The 22,760-nt window shown below is 67.2% G+C and carries 23 protein-coding genes; 10 read left to right on the top strand and 13 right to left on the bottom strand.

Features of this window, described 5'->3' with window-relative positions:
- Positions 1–7: 7 nt before the first annotated feature.
- From AB4059_RS08810 to AB4059_RS08795, 4 genes are read left to right on the top strand one after another with little or no spacing between them, the layout of a single operon-like run.
- Complete coding sequence (locus tag AB4059_RS08810) at positions 8–343, top strand: hypothetical protein (protein WP_498978542.1); 336 nt, start codon at positions 8–10, stop codon at positions 341–343.
- Positions 340–1,431, top strand: coding sequence for an AI-2E family transporter (locus AB4059_RS08805; protein ID WP_498978541.1), 1,092 nt, complete (start codon positions 340–342; stop codon positions 1,429–1,431). Before AB4059_RS08810 ends, AB4059_RS08805 begins: the two co-directional genes overlap by 4 nt.
- A 50-nt stretch (positions 1,432–1,481) precedes the next feature.
- Positions 1,482–2,204 carry an HAD family hydrolase gene (locus tag AB4059_RS08800; protein ID WP_498978540.1) on the top strand — a complete coding sequence of 241 codons (723 nt, stop codon included), beginning with the start codon at positions 1,482–1,484 and terminating at the stop codon, positions 2,202–2,204.
- Positions 2,201–3,571 (top strand): leucyl aminopeptidase family protein, encoded by a 1,371-nt coding sequence (locus AB4059_RS08795; RefSeq protein ID WP_498978539.1) that lies wholly within the window; start codon positions 2,201–2,203, stop codon positions 3,569–3,571. Before AB4059_RS08800 ends, AB4059_RS08795 begins: the two co-directional genes overlap by 4 nt.
- Here AB4059_RS08795 and AB4059_RS08790 read toward each other — a convergent pair whose 3' ends face one another.
- From AB4059_RS08790 to AB4059_RS08775, 4 genes are read right to left on the bottom strand one after another with little or no spacing between them, the layout of a single operon-like run.
- Positions 3,572–4,174, bottom strand: coding sequence for a response regulator transcription factor (locus tag AB4059_RS08790; RefSeq protein WP_498978538.1), 603 nt, complete (start codon positions 4,172–4,174; stop codon positions 3,572–3,574).
- Positions 4,171–5,343, bottom strand: a complete 1,173-nt coding sequence (locus tag AB4059_RS08785; RefSeq protein ID WP_498978537.1) for a sensor histidine kinase — start codon at positions 5,341–5,343, stop codon at positions 4,171–4,173. The genes AB4059_RS08790 and AB4059_RS08785 overlap by 4 nt, the downstream gene beginning before the upstream one ends.
- 21 nt (positions 5,344–5,364) lie before the next feature.
- The gene (locus AB4059_RS08780; protein WP_498978536.1) at positions 5,365–6,153 is read right to left on the bottom strand and encodes an ABC transporter permease; all 789 of its coding nucleotides are present in this window, start codon (positions 6,151–6,153) and stop codon (positions 5,365–5,367) included.
- Positions 6,153–7,073, bottom strand: coding sequence for an ABC transporter ATP-binding protein (locus AB4059_RS08775; RefSeq protein WP_498978535.1), 921 nt, complete (start codon positions 7,071–7,073; stop codon positions 6,153–6,155). Before AB4059_RS08775 ends, AB4059_RS08780 begins: the two co-directional genes overlap by 1 nt.
- A 192-nt stretch (positions 7,074–7,265) precedes the next feature.
- Between AB4059_RS08775 and AB4059_RS08770 the strand changes: the two genes are divergently transcribed.
- The 5 genes from AB4059_RS08770 to AB4059_RS08750 all read left to right on the top strand — a co-directional run bounded on the left by AB4059_RS08770 (position 7,266) and on the right by AB4059_RS08750 (position 13,055).
- A complete protein-coding gene (locus tag AB4059_RS08770) occupies positions 7,266–8,519 on the top strand; it encodes an efflux RND transporter periplasmic adaptor subunit (RefSeq protein ID WP_498978534.1) in 1,254 nt (417 codons plus the stop codon).
- Between the two features lie 31 nt (positions 8,520–8,550).
- Positions 8,551–9,240, top strand: a complete 690-nt coding sequence (locus AB4059_RS08765; RefSeq protein WP_498978533.1) for an ABC transporter ATP-binding protein — start codon at positions 8,551–8,553, stop codon at positions 9,238–9,240.
- 16 nt (positions 9,241–9,256) lie between these two features.
- A complete protein-coding gene (locus AB4059_RS08760; RefSeq protein ID WP_498978532.1) occupies positions 9,257–10,417 on the top strand; it encodes an ABC transporter permease in 1,161 nt (386 codons plus the stop codon).
- A gap of 10 nt (positions 10,418–10,427) precedes the next feature.
- Positions 10,428–11,729 (top strand): ABC transporter permease, encoded by a 1,302-nt coding sequence (locus AB4059_RS08755; protein ID WP_498978531.1) that lies wholly within the window; start codon positions 10,428–10,430, stop codon positions 11,727–11,729.
- Between the two features lie 153 nt (positions 11,730–11,882).
- The gene (locus AB4059_RS08750) at positions 11,883–13,055 is read left to right on the top strand and encodes a ricin-type beta-trefoil lectin domain protein (RefSeq protein ID WP_498978530.1); all 1,173 of its coding nucleotides are present in this window, start codon (positions 11,883–11,885) and stop codon (positions 13,053–13,055) included.
- Positions 13,056–13,090: 35 nt separating this feature from the next.
- Here the strand turns inward: AB4059_RS08750 and rarD are convergent, their stop codons facing one another.
- Genes rarD through AB4059_RS08735 form a run of 3 tightly spaced genes read right to left on the bottom strand, consistent with a single transcriptional unit; the run spans position 13,091 to position 15,425 of the window.
- A complete protein-coding gene (rarD, locus tag AB4059_RS08745) occupies positions 13,091–14,011 on the bottom strand; it encodes an EamA family transporter RarD (protein WP_498978529.1) in 921 nt (306 codons plus the stop codon).
- Positions 14,008–14,946 (bottom strand): drug/metabolite exporter YedA, encoded by a 939-nt coding sequence (gene yedA, locus AB4059_RS08740; RefSeq protein WP_498978528.1) that lies wholly within the window; start codon positions 14,944–14,946, stop codon positions 14,008–14,010. The genes rarD and yedA overlap by 4 nt, the downstream gene beginning before the upstream one ends.
- Positions 14,943–15,425, bottom strand: a complete 483-nt coding sequence (locus tag AB4059_RS08735; protein ID WP_498978527.1) for a DinB family protein — start codon at positions 15,423–15,425, stop codon at positions 14,943–14,945. The genes yedA and AB4059_RS08735 overlap by 4 nt, the downstream gene beginning before the upstream one ends.
- 135 nt (positions 15,426–15,560) lie before the next feature.
- Here AB4059_RS08735 and AB4059_RS08730 point away from each other — a divergent pair, with 135 nt between their 5' ends.
- The gene (locus AB4059_RS08730; protein WP_498978526.1) at positions 15,561–16,055 is read left to right on the top strand and encodes an Lrp/AsnC family transcriptional regulator; all 495 of its coding nucleotides are present in this window, start codon (positions 15,561–15,563) and stop codon (positions 16,053–16,055) included.
- Positions 16,056–16,109: 54 nt separating this feature from the next.
- On the opposite strand, the gene AB4059_RS08725 is transcribed toward AB4059_RS08730, so the two are convergent.
- The 6 genes from AB4059_RS08725 to AB4059_RS08700 form a co-directional block, all read right to left on the bottom strand.
- Complete coding sequence (locus AB4059_RS08725; protein ID WP_498978525.1) at positions 16,110–16,952, bottom strand: methylated-DNA--[protein]-cysteine S-methyltransferase; 843 nt, start codon at positions 16,950–16,952, stop codon at positions 16,110–16,112.
- 100 nt (positions 16,953–17,052) lie between these two features.
- The gene (locus AB4059_RS08720; protein ID WP_498978524.1) at positions 17,053–19,236 is read right to left on the bottom strand and encodes a carboxy terminal-processing peptidase; all 2,184 of its coding nucleotides are present in this window, start codon (positions 19,234–19,236) and stop codon (positions 17,053–17,055) included.
- 234 nt (positions 19,237–19,470) lie between these two features.
- On the bottom strand, positions 19,471–20,478 hold the full coding sequence (gene lipA, locus AB4059_RS08715) for a lipoyl synthase (protein ID WP_498978523.1): 1,008 nt from the start codon (positions 20,476–20,478) through the stop codon (positions 19,471–19,473).
- The gene (gene lipB, locus AB4059_RS08710) at positions 20,475–21,179 is read right to left on the bottom strand and encodes a lipoyl(octanoyl) transferase LipB (RefSeq protein WP_498978522.1); all 705 of its coding nucleotides are present in this window, start codon (positions 21,177–21,179) and stop codon (positions 20,475–20,477) included. Before lipB ends, lipA begins: the two co-directional genes overlap by 4 nt.
- Complete coding sequence (locus tag AB4059_RS08705; RefSeq protein WP_498959720.1) at positions 21,176–21,454, bottom strand: DUF493 family protein; 279 nt, start codon at positions 21,452–21,454, stop codon at positions 21,176–21,178. The genes lipB and AB4059_RS08705 overlap by 4 nt, the downstream gene beginning before the upstream one ends.
- Positions 21,455–21,519: 65 nt before the next feature.
- Complete coding sequence (locus AB4059_RS08700) at positions 21,520–22,734, bottom strand: D-alanyl-D-alanine carboxypeptidase family protein (RefSeq protein WP_498978521.1); 1,215 nt, start codon at positions 22,732–22,734, stop codon at positions 21,520–21,522.
- Positions 22,735–22,760 lie beyond the last annotated feature (26 nt).

Raw genomic sequence — 22,760 nt, 5'->3', positions numbered from 1 at the left:
GTCGCGCGTGAACTTCGAATCGCTCCAGCGCAAAGTCCGCCAGGCCGAAGTCGCGCTCGAGGCGAAGGAGCGCCAGGCCGCCGCCGATTGGCGACAGGCGAAGTCGACGTGGCTCGCGTCGTGGACGCCGGGCCGCATCGTCATCGCCGGGCTCGCATCGGGTTTCCTCGTCGGCAAGCTCGAGCCGGGCAAGAGTGTCGCGAAGGGCAACACGCTGCTGCAGATGCTGACCGCGGTCGCGGGCATGTTCGCCGGTGGCAGCGCGCAGGCTGCGGCAGGCAAGGCCGAAGAGGCCGCGCAATCCGCCGAAGAAGTGGCGCAAACGCCGCCGGTGGGCGCATGAGCTTCCAGTTCGAGACCGACCAGGCCGAACAACCGCCGTCTCCGCCGCGCCCGCGCTCCTCCAGCGCGGCGATCGTGCTCGCGGTGCTCGCCGTCGCCTTCACCCTGTACCTGGCGCAGGACTTGTTGCTGCCGGTGTTGCTCGCCGCGTTCTTCGCGCTGGTCGGCAATCCGATCATCCGCCTGTTGCGCAAACTGTGGGTGCCGCGCTTCGTTTCCGCGATCCTGGTGTTGGGCCTGGGCATGTTCGCCACGTATTCGCTCGGGCGCGTGCTGGTGCAGCCCGGCGCCGAGTGGGTCCGCGAAGTCCCCCGGCAGATGCGCGACCTCGCGCCGAAGCTGCGCAACCTGACCAAGCCGATGACCGAAGCCAACCGCGCCGCCGAGAACATCGCGCGCGCGGCCGGCGGTGAAACCTCCTCGAAGGTCCAGGTCGTCAAGACCGAGGTCAACGATCCCTACCGCGTGCTGACCTCCACGCCGCGCGTGGTCGCCTCCTTCCTCGCTGTGGTGTTGCTGACGTTCTTCTTCATGGTTTACGGCGGCGATCTGCAGCGCAACGCGATCGCGTTGCTGCCATCGCGGCAGCAGAAGAAACTCACCGTCGAGATCCTGCAGGCGATCGAAACCGAGATCTCGCGCTACGTCCTCACCATCAGCATCATCAACGTGATCGTCGGCCTGGTGTTCGCCGGTTTGTTGTACCTGCTGTTCGACCTGCCCGCCGACGAAGCCTTGCTGTGGGGCACGATGGCGGGCCTGTTGAACTTCGCGCCCTATGTCGGGCCGCTGATCGGCATCTGCATCATGTTGGTGATGGGCTTCGTCAGTTACGGCGGCACGCTCGAATCGCTTGGGCCGGCGGCGCTGTACCTGGGCCTGCACACGCTGGAAGGCCAGATCGTCACGCCGATCGTGCTCGGCCGCCGCATGGCGCTCTCGCCGCTGGTGCTGATCCTCTCGCTGATGGTCTTCGGCTGGTTGTGGGGAATCATCGGCCTGCTGCTGGCCGTGCCGCTGTTGGTGTGCGTCAAGCTGGTGCTGGCGCGCATCGATGGCCTGGACGGGTGGGCCAAGCTGCTGGAGTGACTGCGGCGGTGCGGCGTGGCCTTCGGCCCATACCGTTTAGAATCCGCTGGGTGAACCTCCGCATCCGCGCCATCACCCTCGATCTGGACGACACCCTGTGGCCGTTCGCGCCCATCGGCGCGCGCGTGGACCACGTGCAGCACGACTGGCTGCGCGCGAACTGCCCGCGCACGGCCGAGCGCTTCCCGGTCGATGCCATGCGTCGCCTGCGCGAGGTGGTCAACGCCGAACATCCGCACCTGGCCCACGACTTCAGCCGGCTGCGCAAGCTCACCCTGGCGCGCGCGATGGAACTGGCCGGCGATGACCTCTCGCAGGTCGAGCCCGCGTTCGAAGCCTTCTTCGCCGAGCGCAATCGCGTGGAGTGCTATCCCGATGCCGTCGCCGCGCTCGAACGGATCGCCGCGCGCGTGCCCGTCGCCGCGGTGACCAACGGCAATGCCGACCTCGCGCGCATCGGCTTGAAGCACCACTTCGCCTTCCAGCTCGGCGCCAGCCAGCACGGCGCGCCGAAGCCCGATCCCACGATCTTCCGCGCCGCGTGCGAGCGCCTCGGGCATGCGCCGCAACATGTGCTGCACGTCGGCGACGACATCGAGCTCGACGTGCTCGGCGCCGCGCGCGCCGGCCTGCGCACGTGCTGGATCCATCGCGACGACCTGCATCCCGAACCGACGTGGCCGCACGCGCACGTGCGCCCCGACCTCGCCTTTCCCACCCTCGATGCGTTGGCCGACTGGCTGGACGCGCACCTCCAGGACGACGTCGCATGACCGATTCGAACGGGTTCGCACCGCCGGGGACCAAGGGCTTGCCGCTGTATTGCGTCGAACGCACGGGCTTCGACGCATGGCGGCAATTGCAGGTCCCCGAAATCGGGAGCTGGATCGACGCGCATTCCTTCAGCGGCGTCTCCGGCAGCGTATTGCTGCTGCCGGGCGATGGCGGGATCGCGGGCGCGGTGCTGGGCGTCGGCGATCCGCTGGATCCCTATTCCTATGCGCATGCACCCTTCGCCTTGCCGCCGGGGGACTGGGCGCTGGCGAGCGAACTCGATGCCGACGCGCTGCGTGCGCTGCACCTGGGCTGGGGCCTGGGCGCGTATCGCTTCACGCGGTACAAGGCGCCGCTGCGTGCGCCGGCGCGTCTGGTCGCAGGCGCGATCGACGACGAAACGCGCGACACGCTCGCCGCCTGCGTGCGCGTGCGCGACCTGGTCAACACGCCCGCCGAAGACATGGGCCCCGACCAACTCGAACAGGCCTGCTGCGAACTGGCCGAAGCGCACGGCGCGCACATCGAAGTGGTCAGCGGCGAGGATCTGCTGGCCCACAACTATCCGGCGATCTACGCCGTCGGCCGCGCCTCGCATCGCGCGCCGCGCCTGATCGCCGTGCGTTGGGGCGATGCCGATGCGCCGAAGCTGACGCTCGTCGGCAAGGGCGTGTGCTTCGACACCGGCGGCCTGGACATCAAGGCCGCCGATGGCATGCGCAACATGAAGAAGGACATGGGCGGCGCCGCGCATGCGATCGCGCTCGCCGGCCTGGTGATGGCGCAAAAACTGCCCGTGCGGCTGACCTTGTTCGTCGCGGCGGTCGAAAACGCGATCGGGCCGATGAGTTATCGCCCGGGCGATGTCGTGAACACGCGGCTCGGCGTGTCGGTCGAAATCGACAACACCGATGCCGAAGGGCGCGTGGTGTTGTGCGATGCGCTGGCGCGCGCGGCCGAAGACAAGCCCGCGTTGCTGGTCGACTTCGCGACGCTGACGGGCGCGGCGCGCATCGCGCTGGGCCCGGACCTGCCCGCGTTGTACGCGAACGACGAGTCGGTCGCCGCCGATTGGCTCGAAGCCTCCGGCGCGCAACGCGACCCGGTGTGGCGCATGCCCTTGTGGCGTCCGTACCTGCGATATCTCGTCAGCAGCGTGGCGGACATCGCCAACGGCGGGCCTTCGCGCATGGCCGGCAGCGTGACCGCGGCGCTGTATCTCGAACGCTTCGTGCCGTCCACGCAGCCGTGGGCGCACCTGGACGTGTATTCGTGGAACGACACCGATCGCCCGGGACGTCCCGCGGGTGGCGAAGCGCAGGGCTTGCGTGCGGCGTGGGCGATGCTCAGGCAGCGCTTCGGGTAGTTACAACCAACCCTTCTGTCGCGCGAGGCGATAGGCCTCGATGCGGTTGCCGACGCCGAGCTTCCCGATCGCTTCGGACAGATAGTTGCGCACCGTGCCGCCCGACAGGTTCAACTGGGCGGCGATTTCCGACGCGGACATGCCGTCGCCGGCCAGGCGCAGCACCTGCCGTTCGCGATCGTTGAGCGGATCGGCATCGCTCCATGCATCGATCGCCAGTTGCGGGTCGATCGCGCGGCCGCCGCGATGCACCTTGCGCAAGGCTTCGGCGAGATCTTCGGCAGGCGCGTCCTTCAGCAAATAACCCGACACACCGGCGTCGAGCGCGCGACGCAGGAAACCGGCACGCGCGAAGGTCGTGACGATGACGACCTTGATCGGCAGTTCGTGGCGCTGGATGCGTTGCGCGAGTTCCAGCCCCGACATGCCGGGCATTTCGATGTCGGTGACGAGAACGTCGGGTTTGAGGCGCTGCACTTCACGCCAGGCCGCTTCGCCATCGGGCGCGGTGCCGACGACCTCCAGGTCGCTTTCCAATGAAAGCAGCGCCGACAAGGCGCCGCGCACGAGCGCCTGGTCTTCGGCCAACAGGATGCGGATCATCCTGGCAACCCCGCGCGCACGAGCAGCTTCGTGCCGCTGCCCTTGGTCGAGTCGATGCTCAGCGTGCCGCCCATGCCGCGCACGCGATCGCGCATGCCGGCCAGCCCGTTGCCATCGTCGGTGACGCCGCCGCGCCCGTTGTCTTCCACGCACATGCGCACGCTGCGCGCATCGGTGTCGAAGGCGACGCGCGCACTGGTCGCCTGCGCGTGGCGCGCGATGTTGGTCGCCGCTTCGCGCAGTACCAGCGACAGCCCGCGTTCGACATCCGGCGGCAGGCCCGTGGGCGGCGCGCCGTATTCCAGGTGCACGTTCGAGGATTCCAGCAGCAATCGCGCCGAGGCGAGTTCCGCGGCCAGGTCGGCCGAACGGATACCGGTGACGGCACTGCGCACTTCGGCCAGCGCGTGGCGCGCGACGCGTTCAGCTTCTTCCAGCTCGCGGCGCGAGCCCGGCGGATCGCGCTCGCTGAGCTTGCGTGCGAGTTCGAGCTTGAGCGTGATCAGCGACAGCGTGTGGCCGAGCAGGTCGTGCAGGTCGCGACCGATGCGTTCGCGCTCGGCGGTGGCGGCCAGGCGCCGCACTTCGTCGTGCGAGAGTTTCAGCGCGATGTCCTTGTCGGCGCTCGCGCGTTCGACGTTGATGATCAGGCCGATGATCAACGTCATCACCGGCATCCACACGATCATCTGCCAGGGATAGCCCACCGCGGTCGCGATGCCCGCGTACACCGCGTTCATCACCAGCCACTGCAGCAGGTACACCGGGATCGCGCGGTGCCGCTTGCCCGCATGCAGCATCACGCAACCGAACACGAAGTAGCTGATGCCCGAGGGATACCAGGGCAACAACACGAAACACAGGACCGCCATGCCGTAGGCGTAGCGGTCGGAAATGCGGCGCGAGGACAACAAGGTCTTCGCATACAGCGCGATGAACACCGGATACGAGAGCGCCGTGAGCCCGACCCACTTCCACGTGTAGCCCATGCCGAACATCGGGGTGATGAACACCCACAGCGACCAGAGCAGGTGGACCGCGTCGGTCCACGGCGATTTGCCCTGGCGGATGAGGTCGGCGATCGCCGAATCCGGCGCGGGCGCGAACCCGCAGCGCGCGAGCAACTGCGCGATGCGGGGCGGGATGGGCGCGGCGGCGGCGGTGTTCATGCGGGCCAATGCTAGCGGGCTTCAACCCACCTTGCGCAGGCGGCGCGCGGCGAGCCACGACACGCCGACCGTGAAGCCCAGCAAGAGCGTGACGTGCGGCCACGGATTGACGTGCGCGATGTCCACCGCGTCCAGCGCGAGCGCGTTGAGATGGAAACTCGGAAGCGCCGGCGCGATGGCCTGCATCGCCTTGGGCAGGCTCGCGACCGGGAACCACAGGCCCGAGAGGAAGGCCATCGGCAGGTACAGCATGTTGATGACCGCGGGCGCGCCCTGTCCCTTCACCAGTGTGCCGAGCAGCAGGCCCAGCGCGCAGAACGGCAACACGCCCGGCACGTTCGACAGATACAGCGCGGCGATCTGCGCACCGGTCACCGGCACGTGCGCGACGAATACCGCGAGCAACACCAGCAGCGTCAGCACGCCGGCCGCCACGCCCATCGCCATGACCATCTTGCCGAACAGATACGCGAAGGGCGGCATCGGCAGTGCGCGCTTGAGCGTGAGCAGGCCGTTCTCGCGTTCCATCGCCATCGACACGCCGAAACCGAACAGGCCCGGCGCCATCACGCCGAAGGTGCCGTAGGCGGCGAGCAGATAACGGCCCGCTTCGCTGCCGGGGCGTGCGAGGAACACGCCGAACATCAGGTAGAACACCGTCGGGAACAACAGCGTCGGCAGCATGAAGCCCGGGTTGCGCAGGTAACGCAGGCATTCGGCGCGCATTTCCTGCAGATACGCGTTGAGCACGCGGATGCGCGGCATCGCATCGATGCGCGGGCGTTCGGAGAGGATCGACAGATCGTTCATCACGCGGCCTCCTGCAAGGTGGCGACGGCATCGTCGCGCGTCAGTTCGGTGAAGGCTTCGGCCAGGCCCGCTGCGCGGACTTCCAGGCCGCGCAGGTCGGCGTCGAGTGCGAGCAGGCGACGCACCACGTCTTCGGCCTGCTCGGTGCTGATGCACAGCCGATCGCCTTCGCGCGTGATTTCCACCACGCCCGGCCAGGCCTGGATGATTTCGATCGGCAACTGCGTCACGCAGCGCACGCGCTTCATGGCGACGCGCGCGCGTAGCGCATCGACGCTGCCCTCGCTGATCACGCGGCCCTTCGCCATCACGCACACGCGGTCGGCGAGCGCTTCGGCTTCCTCCAGGTAATGCGTGGTCAGCACGACGCCATTGCCTTCGGCGACGAGGTGGCGGATCGCGGCCCAGAGTTTGCGGCGCGCTTCGATGTCCATGCCCACGGTCGGTTCGTCGAGGAACAACAGCTTGGGCCGGCCGCACAGTGCGAGCGCAAATTGCACGCGACGCTGCTGGCCGCCGGACAACTTGCCGTACGGACGCTTCAACAGATCGGCGACACCGGCCAGGTCCGCGCTTTCCTGCACACCGCGCGGGGCGGGGTAATAGCTGGCGGCCAGGCGAATGAGTTCGCCGACGCGCAAGGTCGGCGGCAGTTGCGCGTCCTGCAGCATCACGCCGATATGGCGACGCGCGGCGATGTCCTGCGGATCCTGGCCGAACAGTTCGACCGTGCCGCCGTCGGCGCGCAGCAGTCCGAGGAACAGGCCGATCGCGGTGGTCTTGCCCGCACCGTTGGGGCCGAGCAGCGCGAGCAACTCGCCGCCGCGCAGCGTCAGGTCCACGCCGTCCAGCGCGCGCACCTTGCCGTAGGACTTGCTTGCCTGGTGCAGGCGCGCGAGTGCGCCCTCGAAGCTGGACATGGCGAAGCTCCACGTGAATGTGGAGACGATGCTGCGCTCGCGCCGGGGCGCGTCCCAGTCCGGACCTTCATGCAAAGCACATGACATGCGTCAGGTGCGCCCGGGGGCGGCCTTCCGTAGGCTGCGCCCCTGCAATGGCATCCGCCTGCCTGCTTGGTCACACTAGGCGCCTCCCTCCGTCCCTGGACCACCATGCCCAACGCGTCCGCCGATCTGTTGAAGGAATTGCGCATCGACCGCAGTGCGCCCCCGCCCGCGCCGCCGTCGCGGAAGCGCTGGGCATTGCTCGCCATCTTCGGCGGCGTGTTCGCGGCGCTGGTCGGCGCATGGGTCGCGTTCGGTCACGACAAGGCGATCGAAGTCGAAACCGCGCAGGTGACCACCGTCGGTGGCGCCAGCGGCGGCGGGGCGGCCACGGTGCTCGATGCGACCGGTTACATGGTCGCGCGGCGCATGGCGACGGTGTCGGCGAAGATCACCGGCAAGGTGCGCGAGATCAAGATCGAGGAAGGCATGCATGTCGAGGCCGGCCAGGTCATGGCGACGCTCGATCCGATCGACGCAGACGCCGAACGTTCGCTCATGTCTTCGCAGGTCGGCGCCGCGCAAAGCCAGATCGGCATGGTGCAGGCACAGCTCAAGGAAGCCGAAGCCAACGTCGGTCGTTTGAACGGGCTGGTCAAGCAGCAGCTCGTCGCCAAAGCGCAGTACGACCAGGCCGTCGCCGAACGCGATGCATTGCGCGCGCAATTGCTCACCGCGCAGCGCAACGCGCGCGTGGCCGGCGATCGCCTGCGCATCGCCGACCTGGGCATGGACAACACGATCGTGCGGGCGCCGTTCGCGGGCATCGTGATCGCCAAGGCCGCGCAGCCGGGCGAAATCGTCTCGCCGCTGTCCGCCGGTGGCGGCTTCACGCGCACGGGCATCGGCACCATCGTCGACATGGATTCGCTGGAAGTGGAAGTGGAAGTCGGCGAGGCCTTCATCGGCCGCGTGAAACCCGGCATGCCGACGCAGACCATGCTCAACGCCTATCCCGACTGGAAGATCCCCGGCCACGTCATCGCCATCATTCCCGCCGCCGACCGCGGCAAGGCGACGGTGAAGGTGCGCGTGGCGGTGGACCAGAAGGACGCGCGCATCGTGCCCGACATGGGCGCGCGCGTGAGCTTCCTGGAAGCCGCGCCGCCGAAGGACGCGCCGCCGCGCAAGCCGACGGTGCTCGCACCGGCGAACGCGATCGTCGATCGCGGCGGCAACGACGTCGTATTCGTGGTCGCCGACGACAAGGCGCAGCAGCGCGCGGTCAAGGTCGGCCGCACGCTGGGCGACGACCGCGAGATCGTCGATGGACTGAGCGGCGGCGACACCGTCGTGCTCAGCCCGCCCGAATCGCTGGTCGATGGCGGCCGCATCAAGCAGAAGAAACCAGAAGCGCAGTAACTCCCCACCGCACCCACCCCCCGGAGTTCGCATGTCCACCCTCGTCAGCATCCGCAACCTGCACAAGAAGTACCGCCGCGGTCCGGAGACCGTCGACGTTCTGAACGGCCTGGACCTGGATATCGACGAGGGCGATTTCGTCGCGCTGATGGGCCCGTCGGGTTCGGGCAAGACCACGCTGCTCAATCTCATCGGCGGCCTGGATACGCCTTCGGGCGGCGAGATCTCGGTGGGCGGCGCACGCATCGACCAGCTCGCGTCGGGGCAGTTGTCGAACTGGCGCAGCAACCACGTCGGCTTCGTCTTCCAGTTCTACAACCTGATGCCGACGCTCACCGCGCAGAAGAACGTCGAACTGCCGCTGCTGCTCACCAAGCTCTCGGCCGCGCAGCGCAAGCGCAACGCAGAAATCGCGCTGGAACTGGTCGGATTGAAGGATCGCGGCAAGCATCGGCCGTCCGAACTCTCCGGCGGCCAGCAGCAGCGCGTGGCAATCGCGCGCGCCATCGTGTCCGACCCCACGCTGCTGATCTGCGACGAACCCACCGGCGACCTGGACCGCGCATCGGCCGAGGAAATCCTGGGGCTGCTGCAGATGCTCAATCGCGATCACAACAAGACCATCGTGATGGTCACGCACGATCCGAAGGCGGCCGAGTACGCCACGCACACGCTGCACCTCGACAAGGGCAACCTCGTCGAACAAGCCATCCACGCGTGATCGCCGGAGGCCAGCGATGAAATATTTCCATTTGATCTGGGCGGCCCTGTTCCGCTCCAAGACACGCACGTTCCTCACTCTGTTCTCGGTGATCACGGCGTTCTTCCTGTTCGGCATGCTGGACTCGGTGCGCGTCGCCTTCAATTCCGGCGGCAGCGTGACCGGCGCCAACCGCATGATCGCGTCCTCGCGCCTGTCGCTGACGCAGATGCTGCCTTACAGCCTGGACTCGCAGATCCGTTCGATCGACGGGGTGAAGAAATCCTCGTACGCGGCGTGGTTCGGCGGCATCTACCAGAAGCCGGAAAACTTCTTCCCGAACTTCTCCGTCGGCCCCGACTACCTGGATCTGTATCCGGAGTACGTGTTGCCGGCCGACCAGCGCAAGGCCTGGGAATCCGATCGCGTCGGCGCGGTGGTCGGCGAAACGCTGGCCAAGAAGTTCGGCTGGAAGATCGGCGACACGATCCCGCTGCAGGCGACGATCTTCCCGACCAAGGGCAGCAACGACTGGACCTTCCGCCTCGACGGCATCTTCAAGGTCGAAGACGAAAAGCGGAAAGGCCAGGAAGCGGTGATGCTGTTCCACTGGAATTACTTCGACGAGTCCAACGACTACGTCAAGGGGCGCGTGGGCTGGTACATCGTGCAACTGGACAACGCCGACAGCGCCGATCGCGTCGCCAAGGCGATCGACAAGCTCTCGGCCAACTCCGACCACGAGACCAAGACGCAGACCGAGGAAGCGTTCAACAAGGCCTTCATCAAGCAGATCGCCGACATCGGCATGATCGTGAGCGGGATCATGGGCGCGGTCTTCTTCACCCTGTTGCTGCTGACGGGCAACACGATGGCGCAGGCCGTGCGCGAACGCATCCCGGAACTGGCGGTGCTCAAGACGATCGGTTTCACCAACCGCAGCATCCTGCTGCTGGTGCTGGGCGAATCGGTCTTGCTTGTCGCCATCGGCGCGATCATCGGCCTGGCGCTCGCGCCCATCGCGATGATCGCCACGACCAAGGGCAGCGGCGGGTTCATCCAGTTGCCGTCGTCCTTGCCGGCCGAAAGCTGGATCACCGGGCTGGTGCTCATGTTGGCCTTCGGTGTGTTGTCCGGCCTGCTGCCGGCACTGCGCGCGATGCGCCTGAACATCGTCGACGCCCTCGCGGGCCGCTGAGGAGATCCACATGAAGATTCTTGTGAACTTGCTCCTCCTGCTCCTGCTCGCCGTGGTGCTGGTGGCCGCGGCGTTCGTGCCCTACGGCATGCTCGGCCTCGCCACGATCGTCGCCATCTGGTTGTTCACCACGCGCAGCGGCGCACTCGCACGCGCAGCCACGAGCATCGGCATCGCCGGTCTCCCGCAACGCTGGGGTCCGTCGGTCGTGATCGTGGTCGGCATCGCCGGCGTGGTCGGCGTGCTGGTCGCGATGCTCGCGATGGGCGAAGGCTTCCGCGCCACGCTGTCCAACACCGGCGGTACCGACACGGCGATCGTGTTGCGCGGTGGCTCGCAAGCGGAGACCAACTCGGTGATCACGCGCGACCAGGTCCCGCTGATCTCCGCGTTGGCCGGCATCGCGCGCGGCCCCGACGGGCGTCCGATCGTGTCGCCGGAGCTCTCCCAGGTCGTCAACCTGCAGAGCAAGGCCGACGGCACCGACACCAACGTGCAGTTCCGCGGCGTCGGGCCGGATGCGTGGACGATCCGCCCGAACCTGAAGATCGTCGAAGGCCGCAAGTTCAACGGCGGCCTGCGCGAGATGGTCGTCGGGCGCGGCGCGCAACGGCAGTTCCGTGGCCTGGAAGTCGGCAAGCAGCTCAACCTCGCCAACCAGATCTGGACGGTGGTGGGCGTGTTCGAATCGGGCGATTCGAACGAGTCGGAGTTGTGGGCCGATGCCGACGTGCTGGGCCCGGCCTACCAGCGCCAGGCCTTCCAGTCGGTGACGGTGAAGCTGGATGGCAAGACGGGCTTCAAGCAGTTGAGCGGCGCACTCGCCGCCGATCCGCGCTTGAAGCTCGACGTGTCGACAACGCACGACTACTACGCCAAGCAATCGGAAAACCTCACCAAGTTCCTGTCGATCCTCGGCATCGTGATCGGCACGATCATGGCGGTCGGCGCGATCTTCGGCGCGCTGAACTCGATGTACGCAGCGGTGGCCGGGCGTGCGCGCGAAATCGCGACGATGCGCGCGATCGGTTTCCGCGGCCTGCCGGTGGTGACGGCGGTGATGCTGGAAACGATGTTGCTCGCGCTGCTCGGCGGTTTGCTCGGCGCGGCGATCGCGTGGCTGTTGTTCAACGGGCACACGGTCTCGACGCTGGGCAACAACTTCAGCCAGGTCGTGTTCCAGTTCCGCGTCACCCCGCAGTTGCTCTGGACCGGGCTGAAGTGGGCGCTCGGCATCGGCCTGGTCGGCGGCTTGTTCCCGGCGCTGCGCGCGGCGCGGCTGCCGGTGACGGAGGCGTTGCGCGCGGCGTGAGGGTTGGCGCATGGTTGCATTCCGAAGGCCGCGCATTGCGCGGCCTTTCCTTATCTGAAGCAAGGCACACGCGGGACGATTCGCGCTGACGCTTGCAAGTTCGTTCGACACCATTGCGCGTGGCGCAATCGGCGCCAACGATAAGGATTTCGGGTGAATCGAATCTGCAACACGCGCACTGTCGTCACGACGCTCGCGCTGCTCGGCGCTTTCGCGTCCGGTACGGCGTCGGCGAAATCACCATGGACCCTCGACGCCAAGGCCCTCACATATGCCCACGCCGATCCGGTCGTCGAACAACCTTCGACGGACGGTTCGGGCTGGAAGGCGCTGAATAGCAACCAGGCGACCTACCAGGTGAGCTACGCCACGTCGGGCGAAACACTCGATCCCCTGTTCCCCATGCGCATCCGGTACGAGTTCCTGTCGCACAGCCCCCGCAGGGCCGATGCACGCCTGTTCGGTTTCCAGCTGATGGATGCGAGCGTGGTGAACACCTCGCTCCACCACGACGGACAAGGCTGCGCGATGAAGGGGGATTACCTCAGCATCGGCTTCCAGTGGCTGGGGCAGTTCTCCGCGCCATGTGGCGGTGCCTTCGACCCGCACATGGCGAATCTCGTGGCCGTGCGCGGTGCGGGACACCAAGTGGTCGACAAACGCCCCTCCCCGGTCCGCCTGGCCTGCATGAATTACCAGTCGATGCCCGACGAGCGCGTTCCGGAGTACGAGTGCATGTCGCGCGAGGAAGGCATCGCCAAGGGATTCGTGCGCAGCGTGGATGCCACGTTGACGCCGAAGGCGAACAACGGCGGGTTCCTGTTCGACCTCTCCCTTGACGGGCACGTCGTCTATGACGCGCAGGATTTCGCCATCGCGCCGCCGGACCGCCTGCGCTTCGGCTTGTTCTCGTATGTGGACACCAGCGGCAGCGCGCATGAGGTGCGCCGCGTGCGCGTGACACAGGACGCGCTGCTGGTCAGCAATCTCGACAACCGCTGCCTCGAAGCACAGGGCGGCGCCGGGGCAACACGCCCGGTGGGCGCCCGCACGTGCAGCGGTGCAACAGGCCAGGTGTTCCGCCGTGTCGGCAAGCAGCTCCAGGTTGGCGGGAAGTGCCTCGAGGCGTCGCAGTCGCCCTCGTTGAACCTCATCGCCGCAACCTGCGACGGCGGCGTCCGCCAAGCCTGGGTGCGCGACGTGCATGGCCGGTTGCGCGCGGACGGCACGCAGATGTGCATCACGGTGGCCCCGGGCGAACTTCGCCCGGCGCTGAAGACTTGCGCAAACGCTGTGCAACAACGCTTCCTTGCGATGACGCCCTAACGCATCGCCCCCCTCTCCCCTCCAGGGAGAGGGGTTCAGGCGGCGGGAACGAGCGGTGTGCGCGCATTCGCACGGCGCGCACGCAGCGCGCCGTCGATCGCGAAGATCGCCAGGGCGATCCAGATGAAGGCGAAGCCGACCGCGCGGTCGCGGTCGAAGGCTTCGTGGAAGACGAACACGCCGATCAGGAATTGCATCGTCGGCGCGACGTACTGCAGCAAGCCAATGATCGACAAGGGCACGCGCCTCACCGCGTAGGCGAAGCCCACGAGCGGCAGCGCCGTGAGCGCGCCGCTGACGATCAGCATCACGCTCATCAACGCGCCGTAGCCATCGAAGAAGCCGCCCTGCCCGTGCGTTTCGCTCCACGCGAGCATCGCGACGACCGGCAGGAACAGATACGCGCCTTCGACACCCAGGCCATCGATCGAGTCGACCGCCGCGAGCTTGCGGATCAAGCCGTACAGCGCGAACGACGCCGCGAGCGCCAGCGCGATCCACGGCAACTGGCCGAAGCGGAACGTCAGCCACGCCACGCCGATTGTCGCGATCGCCACCGACACCCACTGCACGCGGCCGAGGCGCTCGCGCAGGAAGACGACGCCAAGCAATACGTTGAGCAGCGGATTGATGAAGTACCCCAGGCTCGATTCCACGACGTGGCCGGCGTTCACCGCCCAGATGTACAGGCCCCAGTTGAAGCCGATCAGCACGCCGGACAGGGCGAGCATCCACCACGTGTTGGGCTTCGACAGCGCGCGCTTGAGCCAGCCGCGCCCGTCGCGCCAGAACAGGAACGCGCCGACGATCACCGCGCTCCACGCGATGCGATGCAACACGATCTGCAGCGAGGGCACCGACTTCATCAGGTGCCACCACAGCGGCATGACGCCCCACAGCAGGAAGGAGGCGATCGCGATCCACAGGCCGCGGCGATCGAGCGTCTGCTCGCTCACGCCACGGGCTCCTCGGCCGCTTCGCGCACGGCCGCCGCTGTCGGCGCCGGCGATGCAGCGCGCGCTTTCGCCAACGTGATCAACACCACGCCGGCGAGGATCACCGCCATCGCGCCGAGATCGTGCGTGGTGAAGGATTCGCCACCGATCAGCGCGCCGATCAACACCGCGAGCGGCGGATTGACGTAGGCATAGCTGGTCGCAAGCGCCGGCCGCACGTGATGCAACAACCAGATGTAGGCGGTGAAGCCGAAGATCGAACCGGCGACGACCAGGTACAGCAGCGCGGCGGTGGATTCGACACTCGGCATCGTCGTGATGCGTTCGCCCGCGACGAGCGCGACGACGACCAACCACAGCGTGCCGACGAGCATCTGGCCCGCGGCGGCCATGAAGGGTTCGGGCAAGTCCTGGTCGCGCGACCAGATCGAGCCCCATGCCCACGCCAGCGGCGCGATGATCAGGCAGATCAGCCCGAGCTTCGAACCCGAGAGCTCACCGCCGACACTGAGCCAGATCACGCCGAGGAAACCCACGATCAGGCCGGCCCATTCCATGCGCGTGGGATGGCGGCCCTTGAGCATTGCGAACACGCCCGCGAACAGCGGCATCGACGCGACCGCGATCGCCGCCAGGCCCGAACCCACTTGCGTCTCGGCCTTGTTCACCAACGCATTGGACAGCACGACCATGAAGACCGAGAGCTTGGCCAGCGTGATCCATTGCTGCTTGGTCGGTGCGGCCACGCCGCGCATGCGCAACACCGCGTACATGATCGAACCGGCGATCGCCATGCGGATCGCCGCGAGCAGGAACGGCGGATAGCCGTGCAGGGCGAAGCGGATCGCGAGGTAGGTCGAACCCCACAGGATGTAGACCGACGCGAGCGCCAGGCCGACGGCGAGCGGGGTGGCGGGTTTGAGAGGCGTGCTCATGCGAGGGCTCGTGCGGCGAGCCATTGCAGGCCCGCGAGGTGTTGGTGGTCGTGGCTGCACAACAGATGCATCAGGCTGCGCACGGTCACCGGGCCGAAGCCGTCGAAGGTCGCCGGGCGTTCGAGTTGTCCGGGGGTTAGGTCGGTGAGCAGGGCGATGGTTTGCGCGCGCGCGGCTTCGAATTCGTCGAGCGCCTCTTCCGCGCTGCCGCGTTCGCCCCTGGATTCGGCGAGCGCGTAACTGTCGATGTCGGCGAGCAGTGGTGCGTGCTCGGCCAGCGTGCGGCCGAAGCGCACGTGGTAACCCTCGCGCTCGATGTCGCGTAGGTGCCAGAGCTGGTGGAGCGGGTCGAAGTGTTCGCTCGGGCAGCCGTCCCAGGCCTGGGGACGGAAGCGGGCCTGGCCGGGTGGAATCGTGGCGAAATGCGCGCGCAGGAGCTGCGGGAACTGCGCGAGGGAGGCGAGGATCGGGTCCTGCATCTGGGCTCCCGACGAGGGGGTTGTCGGAAGCGAGCACTCTAGCGAGCCGTCCGGAATCGCGCTTGAAAATTCGTGCGTTTGCGCGCAAGAATCTTGCATGGCGCGAAGACGCGCATCACCCTGCGAGCGAACACGATGTCGACCACGCCCTTCGCACTGGACGAATTCGACCACCGGCTGCTCGAACTGCTGCAACGCGACGCCGACGCCACGCTGTCGGCGCTCGGCGACGAAGTGGGGCTGTCCGCCAGCGCCGTGCAGCGGCGCATCAAGCGCTATCGCGAATCGGGCTTGATGCGGCAGGTGGCCGTGCTGAATCCGGCGATGCTCGGCAACGTCACATTGGCCACGGTGCTGGTGGCGCTGGAGCGGGAATCGGCGCGCCACCACGCGGCGTTCTATGCGCGCATGCGCAGCTCGGCCGAAGTGCAGCAGTGTTACGTGCTGGCCGGCGAGTGGGATTACCTGGTGATTCTCGCAACGACGGGGCTGCCGCATACGCGCGAAGTCGCCGAGCGCCTGTTCGGCAATGACGAAACGCTCAAGCGCTATGAGACGCGCATGGTGTTCGAGCCGATCAAGTTGGGGTTGCATCTGCCGACGCGTGCGCCTGTAAAGCGGAAGAAGTAGCGCGCGAAACGCGCAACCCCTCCCCGGCCCTCCCTGCCTTCGCAGGGGAGGGAGTTACGCGGCGGCTTGCTCGCGACGCAGCAAGTGTTCCTTCAGCGGCAGGCCCCAGCGGTAGCCGCCGAGCGTCCCATCGTTGCGCACCACGCGATGGCAGGGAACGAGGATTGCGACGCGGTTGTGTGCGCAGGCGTTGGCGATCGCACGTGCCCCCAGGGGCGCGCCGACGTCGGTGGCGAGCGCCGAGTAACTGCGGGTTTCGCCGCGCGGAATGCGCATCAGCGCGTCCCAGACTTTTTTCTGGAAGGCGGTGCCCAGCAGGTCGAGGTCGACATGCGCCTGCTTGCCCGCCAGCGCGTCAGCCACGGCGCGCACGCGCGGTGTGAGGAATTCGTCGCGGCCGGCGTCGACGCGTTCCAGGTGCGCCTGCGGGAATTCCATGTGCAGGCTGCGCTCCAGGCCCGTGGCGTCGCGACCGAGTTCCACCATGCAGATGCCGCGCTCGGTGGTCGCGACCAGCGCCTGGCCCAATGCGGTGTCGACGATGCTCCAGCGAATGCGTTCGCCCTGCCCGCCCGCGCGGTAACGCGCCGGCGTCATGCCGAGTTTCGCGGCGCCGTCTTCATACACGCGCGAGGGCGAGCCATACCCGGCGTCGTAGAGCGCACCGCTCACGTCGTCGCCGTCGCGCAGCGCGGTCTTCAGCGCGCCGAGCTTGCGCTGTGCCAGGAATTGCGCCGGGCTGAGCCCGAACCGCGCGGTGAAACTGCGCTGCAGATGCGACGCGCTGAGGCCCACGATCTCGGCGAGTGCCTCGAGCGTGGGCTCGTCGGTTTCCAGCACGCGGCGGGCGTGCTCGAGCTTGCGGATCGTCGTGTCGCTGGCTTTGGTTGCGATCATGTCCATGTGCAAACGATACGGGCGCCCGAAGGCGCCCGATATCCGATTCTTGCCCGCCGCCGCGTCGGGAAACTCCGACGCGAGCCGCGCCTGGCCGGCGTTACTCGGACCAGTGCCCCATCGTCCGCGAAGCCGGCAGCACCTGCTGCGAAAGCTTCTGGTCGTTGGTCAGCAGCGTGAGCGCATCGGCGAGGATCGCGGCGGATTCGCGGAGCAGCGGATCCGGGCGCTTCTCTTCCAGCTTCTCGCGCTTGGCGTCTTCGGCAATGTTGCGCTCGTTGGCCTGCAAGCCGTCGTCGCTGTCGTTGGCGAAGGGATCCAGCGGCAGGCCCAGCGCCTTGCGTTCGGCCTGGCGCTGCTTGGTCTTGGCTTCGAACTTGTCGCGCTCGGCGCGGCGCTCGGCTTCGTTGAGCGAGACCGACTTCTTCGCCGACTCGGCGCGGAACTGCGCCACGTCCTGCGCCCACCACTGGAACTCCTTGTCCTTGGCCACGCGCGCGGCGTGCAGGGAATCCAGGCGCGGAATGATCGGCGCGAAGTTGCCGTACTGCGTGTGGTCGACCGCCTGGATGCGCGACCACGGCAGCGCGTTGTCGTAGGTGCTCTCGCCGAATTCGCTGGCATCCACCGACACCGGGAAGGCGATGTCCGGCACCACGCCCTTGTGCTGCGTGCTGCCGCCGCTGATGCGGAAGAACTGCGCGATGGTGAGCTTCACCTGGCCGTACTTGTCGCCGTCGTTCTGCGGCCAACGATCCAGGTCGATCAGGTTCTGCACCGTGCCCTTGCCGAAGGTCGTTTCACCGATGACCAGGCCGCGGCCGTAATCCTGGATCGCGCCGGCGAAGATTTCCGACGCCGAGGCCGAGCCACGATTGGTCAGCACCGCGAGCGGGCCGTCCCATGCGACGCCGGCGCGCGTGTCGTCCTCGACGCTCACGCGTCCGCCGGATTCGACCACCTGCACCACCGGGCCGCGATCGACGAACAGGCCGGTCAACTCCACCGCTTCGGTGAGCGAACCGCCGCCGTTGTTGCGCAGGTCGAGCACCACGCCGTCGACCTTCTGCGCCTTGAGCTGCGCGAGCAGCTTGGCGACGTCGCGCGTGGCCGACGCATAGTCGTTCGCGTTCTTCCGGCGGCCTTCGAAGTCCTGGTAGAACGCCGGCAGCTTGATCACGCCGATCTTGCGCGAGGGCGCGCCATCGGCGCCCGGCACGGTGATGGTCTGCGCCTTGGCGGCCTGTTCTTCCAGGCGCACCTTGTCGCGCGTGAGCACCAGGCGCTCGGGCTTGGAATCGGCGGGCGATTCGGCCGGCACGACATCCAGGCGCACGGGCGTGCCCTTGTTGCCGCGGATCTGCTCGACGACATCGTCGATGCGCCAGCCGACCACGTCCTTCATCTCGCCCGACGTGCCCTGCCCGACGGCGACGATGCGGTCGCCCGGCTTGAGCTTGCCGCTGCGCGAAGCAGGGCCGCCCGGGATGATCTCGCGGATCACCACCACTTCGTCCTGCTTCTGCAGCACCGCGCCGATGCCTTCCAGCGACAGCGACATGGTGAGGTTGAAGTTGGCCGCGGTGCGCGGGTTGAAGTAATCGGTGTGCGGGTCGATCGAATTCGCGTAGGAGGTCAGGAACGTCTGGAAGATGTCCTCGCCGTTGAGATCCTCGACGCCCTTGACCAGGTTGCCGTAGCGCTTGTCGAGCGTCTTGCGGATGTCGTCGGGCGCCTTGCCGGCGAGCTTCAGGCGCAGCCAGTCGTTGCGCACCGACTGCATCCAGATCTTGTCGAGCGTGGCCGCGTCGGCCCACGCCGCTTTTTCGCGGTCGTAGTCGTAGCGGTCGGTGCCGCTGAAATCGAACTTGTCGGTCTTCAGCGCCTTGCGCGCGAACGCGGTGCGTTCGGCGACGCGCTGCTTGTAGATGGCGAACATCGCGTAGGGCGCGTCCATCGAACCGCTCTTGATCGCGTCGTCCAGTTGCGTCTGGTACGGCGCGAACTTCGCGATGTCCTGCGCGGTGAAGAACAGCTTCCCGGGATCCATCGCTTCGAGGTAGCGCTTGTAGATGTCTTTCGACAGCGCGTCGTCGAGATTGCGCGGGCGATAGGCGAAGCGGCTGTCCGACAACAGGCCGTAGACCAGTTCGGCGGTCTTCGCCTGCGCGGCGTTGGGACCATCCGGCAACTGGGTGTCGTTGTCGGCGCGCGCGAGCAGCGCGAGTGGCGCCGACAGCGCGAGGGCGATGGTGAGGACGGGCAGGGTCTTGCTGAGCTTCATGGGCGCTTCCGGGCCCGGTGGGGCGGGCCGACAAGGGAACAACGGGGTGCCGCTGGGATTGAACGGCAAGTCCAGACTGCGACTGGCATCGATAGGCCGACAGTGCCGAAAGTTTCCGGCGCGCGCCAGCGGCAAAAGGTGAGACTGAGCGTTCAGGCCATGGGGATCGTTCATTCCCCACGCCCGCTTTCGCGTGGCGTTAACGAAATCCGAAGGCCAACCCGAACCGCGCCTTTACGCGGCGACGAAGCCCGCGTCGATCGCCTGCCGATCAGCGTGGTACGACGAACGCACCAACGGGCCCGAGGCGACGTGGGTGAACCCGAGCGACATGCCGTAGACCTCGAGCGCCTTGAATTCGTCCGGCGTCCAGTAACGCAGCACCGGATGGTGGTGCGGGCTGGGCTGGAGGTACTGGCCGATGGTGATCATGTCCACGTCGTGTGCGCGCAAATCGCGCAGCGTCGCCTGCACCTGCTCCATCGTCTCGCCGAGGCCGAGCATGATCCCGGACTTGGTGGCGACGTCCGGGTGCTGCGCCTTGAACTTCTTCAGCAGCGTGAGCGACCAGGCGTAGTCCGCGCCGGGGCGCACGTTCGGATACAGGTCCGGCACCGTCTCGACATTGTGGTTGAACACGTCGGGCGGGTTGGTCGCCAGGATCTCCAGCGCGCGGTCCATGCGGCCCTTGCCCCGGAAATCGGGCGTGAGGATTTCGATCTTCGTGCGCGGGCTGTGGTGGCGCACCGCGCTGATGCAGTCGACGAAGTGCTGGGCACCGCCGTCGCGCAGGTCGTCGCGGTCGACCGAAGTGATCACCACGTACTTCAGGCCCATGTCGGCGATGGTGGTCGCCAGGTGCAGGGGCTCGCCGGCATCGGGCGGCTTCGGGCGGCCATGGGCGACGTCGCAGAACGAGCAGCGGCGCGTGCAGACCTCGCCGAGGATCATGAAGGTCGCCGTGCCGTGGCTGAAGCACTCGTGGATGTTCGGGCAGCTGGCTTCCTCGCACACCGTGACCAGGCGGTTCTCGCGCAGCTTGGCCTTGAGGTTGGCCACCGAATTGCCCGAGGGAATGCGCACGCGGATCCAGGACGGTTTGCGCAACACGGGCGTGTCGGCGAATTGCACCGGCGAGCGCGCGATCTTGTCGCCGGCCACTTGCTTGGCGCCCGGCACGAGCGACGGTGCGACGTCGCCGACGATGGTCAGCGGGATGGCCTTGGACTCGGTTTCGCTCATGGGGAAGGTGCCGCGAATGATTCAGGGGGCGCAGGCTGGAGCCGCAGGCCGAATTGTACGGCCAGGTGCTCCAGCAGCCGGGGTTTGACGGCGTCCAGGTCGTTCGGGCCGCCCAGGTCTTGCATCGAGACCACCTGCAACCCCGCGTAGCCGCACGGATTGATGCGGTGGAAGGGTTCCAGGTCCATCGCGATGTTGAATGCGAGGCCGTGGAAGGTGCAGCCGCGTCGCACGCGGATGCCCAGCGCGGCGACCTTGGCGTCGTTCACGTACACACCCGGCGCGCCGTCGCGGCGCTGCGCGTGGATGTTCCAGTCGCCCAGCGTGTCGATGATGGCCTGTTCGATGCGATGGACGTACTCGCGCACGCCCACCTTCAGCCGCTTCAGGTCGAGCAAGGGGTAGGCCACGATCTGGCCCGGGCCGTGATAGGTCACCTGCCCGCCGCGATCGACGTGGATCACGGGGATATCGCCCGGCATCAGGACGTGTTCGGGCTTGCCGGCCTGGCCGAGCGTGAAAACCGGATCGTGCTCCACGAGCCAGATTTCGTCGGGGGTTTCATCGGTGCGCGCATCCGTGAAGGCCTGCATCGCGCGCCACACCGGTTCGTAGGACCTGCGGCCCAGGTCGCGAACGAACGCCGGGCGCGCGACGAGCTCGCGTGCGATCCCCGCCTGCGGCGCGATGGCGACGCTCACAGCGTCCACTTCACCTCGGGGTGCGCACGCAGGGCGGCGTGCGCGGCGTCGTACTGCTCGCGCGAGTCGGCCTTGAAGGCGATGCGCACGGAGACGTATTTCCCGTTGGAGGAGTGCTTCCAGCTGACCGACTCGCTCACCACGTCGATGCCGGCGGCCATCAGCAGGCGCGGAAGTTCGGCCTGCAGGTCCTTGTCGGCCGCGCCCATGGCGGAGAGCTCGAAGGTGCCGGGAAACTGGAAGCCGTGATCGGGGTTGTCGGACTTGATCTCCATCGGCCGATTATGGGACCGCCAAGGAGCGAACCCAACCCCGGCGCCCCCGAAGCGGCTTCAACCCGTCAGCTGTTCCACCACATCATCAGCTCGTCCCACATGCGCTTGAAGAAGCCGCCTTCTTCCACCGCGTTGAGCGCCACCAGCGGCCGCTCGGCGATCACCTTGCCGTCGAGCGTGACCTTCACGCTGCCGATCTTCTGGCCCTTCGCGATCGGCGCGACCAGCGTCTTGGGGATGTCCATGCTCGGCTTGAGCTGCGCGTACTTGCCGCGCGGCGTGCTCACCAGCATCGGCGAGTCCACGCCGAGCTGCACTTCGTCGGCATCGCCCTTCCACACCTTCTGCTTGGAGATCGCCTTGTTCGCCTCGTACAGGCGATGGGTTTCGAAGAAACGGAAGCCCCAGTTGAGCAGCGCCTGCGAATCCACCGCACGCTGGTTTTCGCTGGTCGAACCCATGACCACCGAAATCAGGCGCTGGTCGCCGCGCTTGGCCGAGGCCATCAGGCAGTAACCGGCGCCGCTGTGGTGGCCGGTCTTGATGCCGTCGACGGAAGGATCGCGCCACAGCAGCAGGTTGCGATTGCGCTGCGTGATCGGGCCGACCGTGTATTCCTTGATCTTGTTGTACGAATAGGCCTCGGGGAAATCGCGGATCAATGCGCGGCCGAGAATCGCCAGGTCGTGCGCGGTGGAGACGTGGCCCGGCTGCGAAAGCCCGTGCGGATTCTCGAAGTGCGAATGCTGCATGCCGATGCGCTGCGCGTAGGCATTCATCAGCGCGGCGAAGGCGTCTTCGCTGCCGGCGACGTGTTCGGCGAGCGCGATGGCCGCGTCGTTGCCCGACTGCACGACCATGCCCTTTTCCATCTCCACCAGCGGCGCGGTCTTGTTCACTTCGAAACCGCTGTAGCTGCCCTCGGTGCCGGCGCCGCCTTCGCGCCAGGCGTGCTCGCTCATCATCACCGGGTCGGTGCCCTTCACCTTGCCCGACTTCATCTCGGCGACGACGACATAGCTGGTCATCACCTTGGTGATGCTCGCCGGTTCGAGTTGCGCATCGCCGTTCTGCCCTGCGATGACCTGGCCGGTCGCGTAATCCATCAGGACCCAGGCTTTGCCCTGGATCTGCGGCGGCGGCGGCACGGGCAGCGAATCGCTCAGCGCGGCGGGCGCGGCGGGCTTGCCCGCAGGCGCCGGCGTTTGCGCGAGCGCCAGGCCGATGAAGGAAGTGGCGAGGGCCGCGAGGGTGAGGGCGGCGAGGGGACGGACGTTCATCAGGACGGCGGGTTCCGGAAATGCGG

Source organism: Lysobacter sp. 2RAF19, assembly GCF_052115395.1.
GTDB lineage: Bacteria > Pseudomonadota > Gammaproteobacteria > Xanthomonadales > Xanthomonadaceae > Noviluteimonas.
This window is presented reverse-complemented; position numbering and strand designations above follow the sequence as displayed.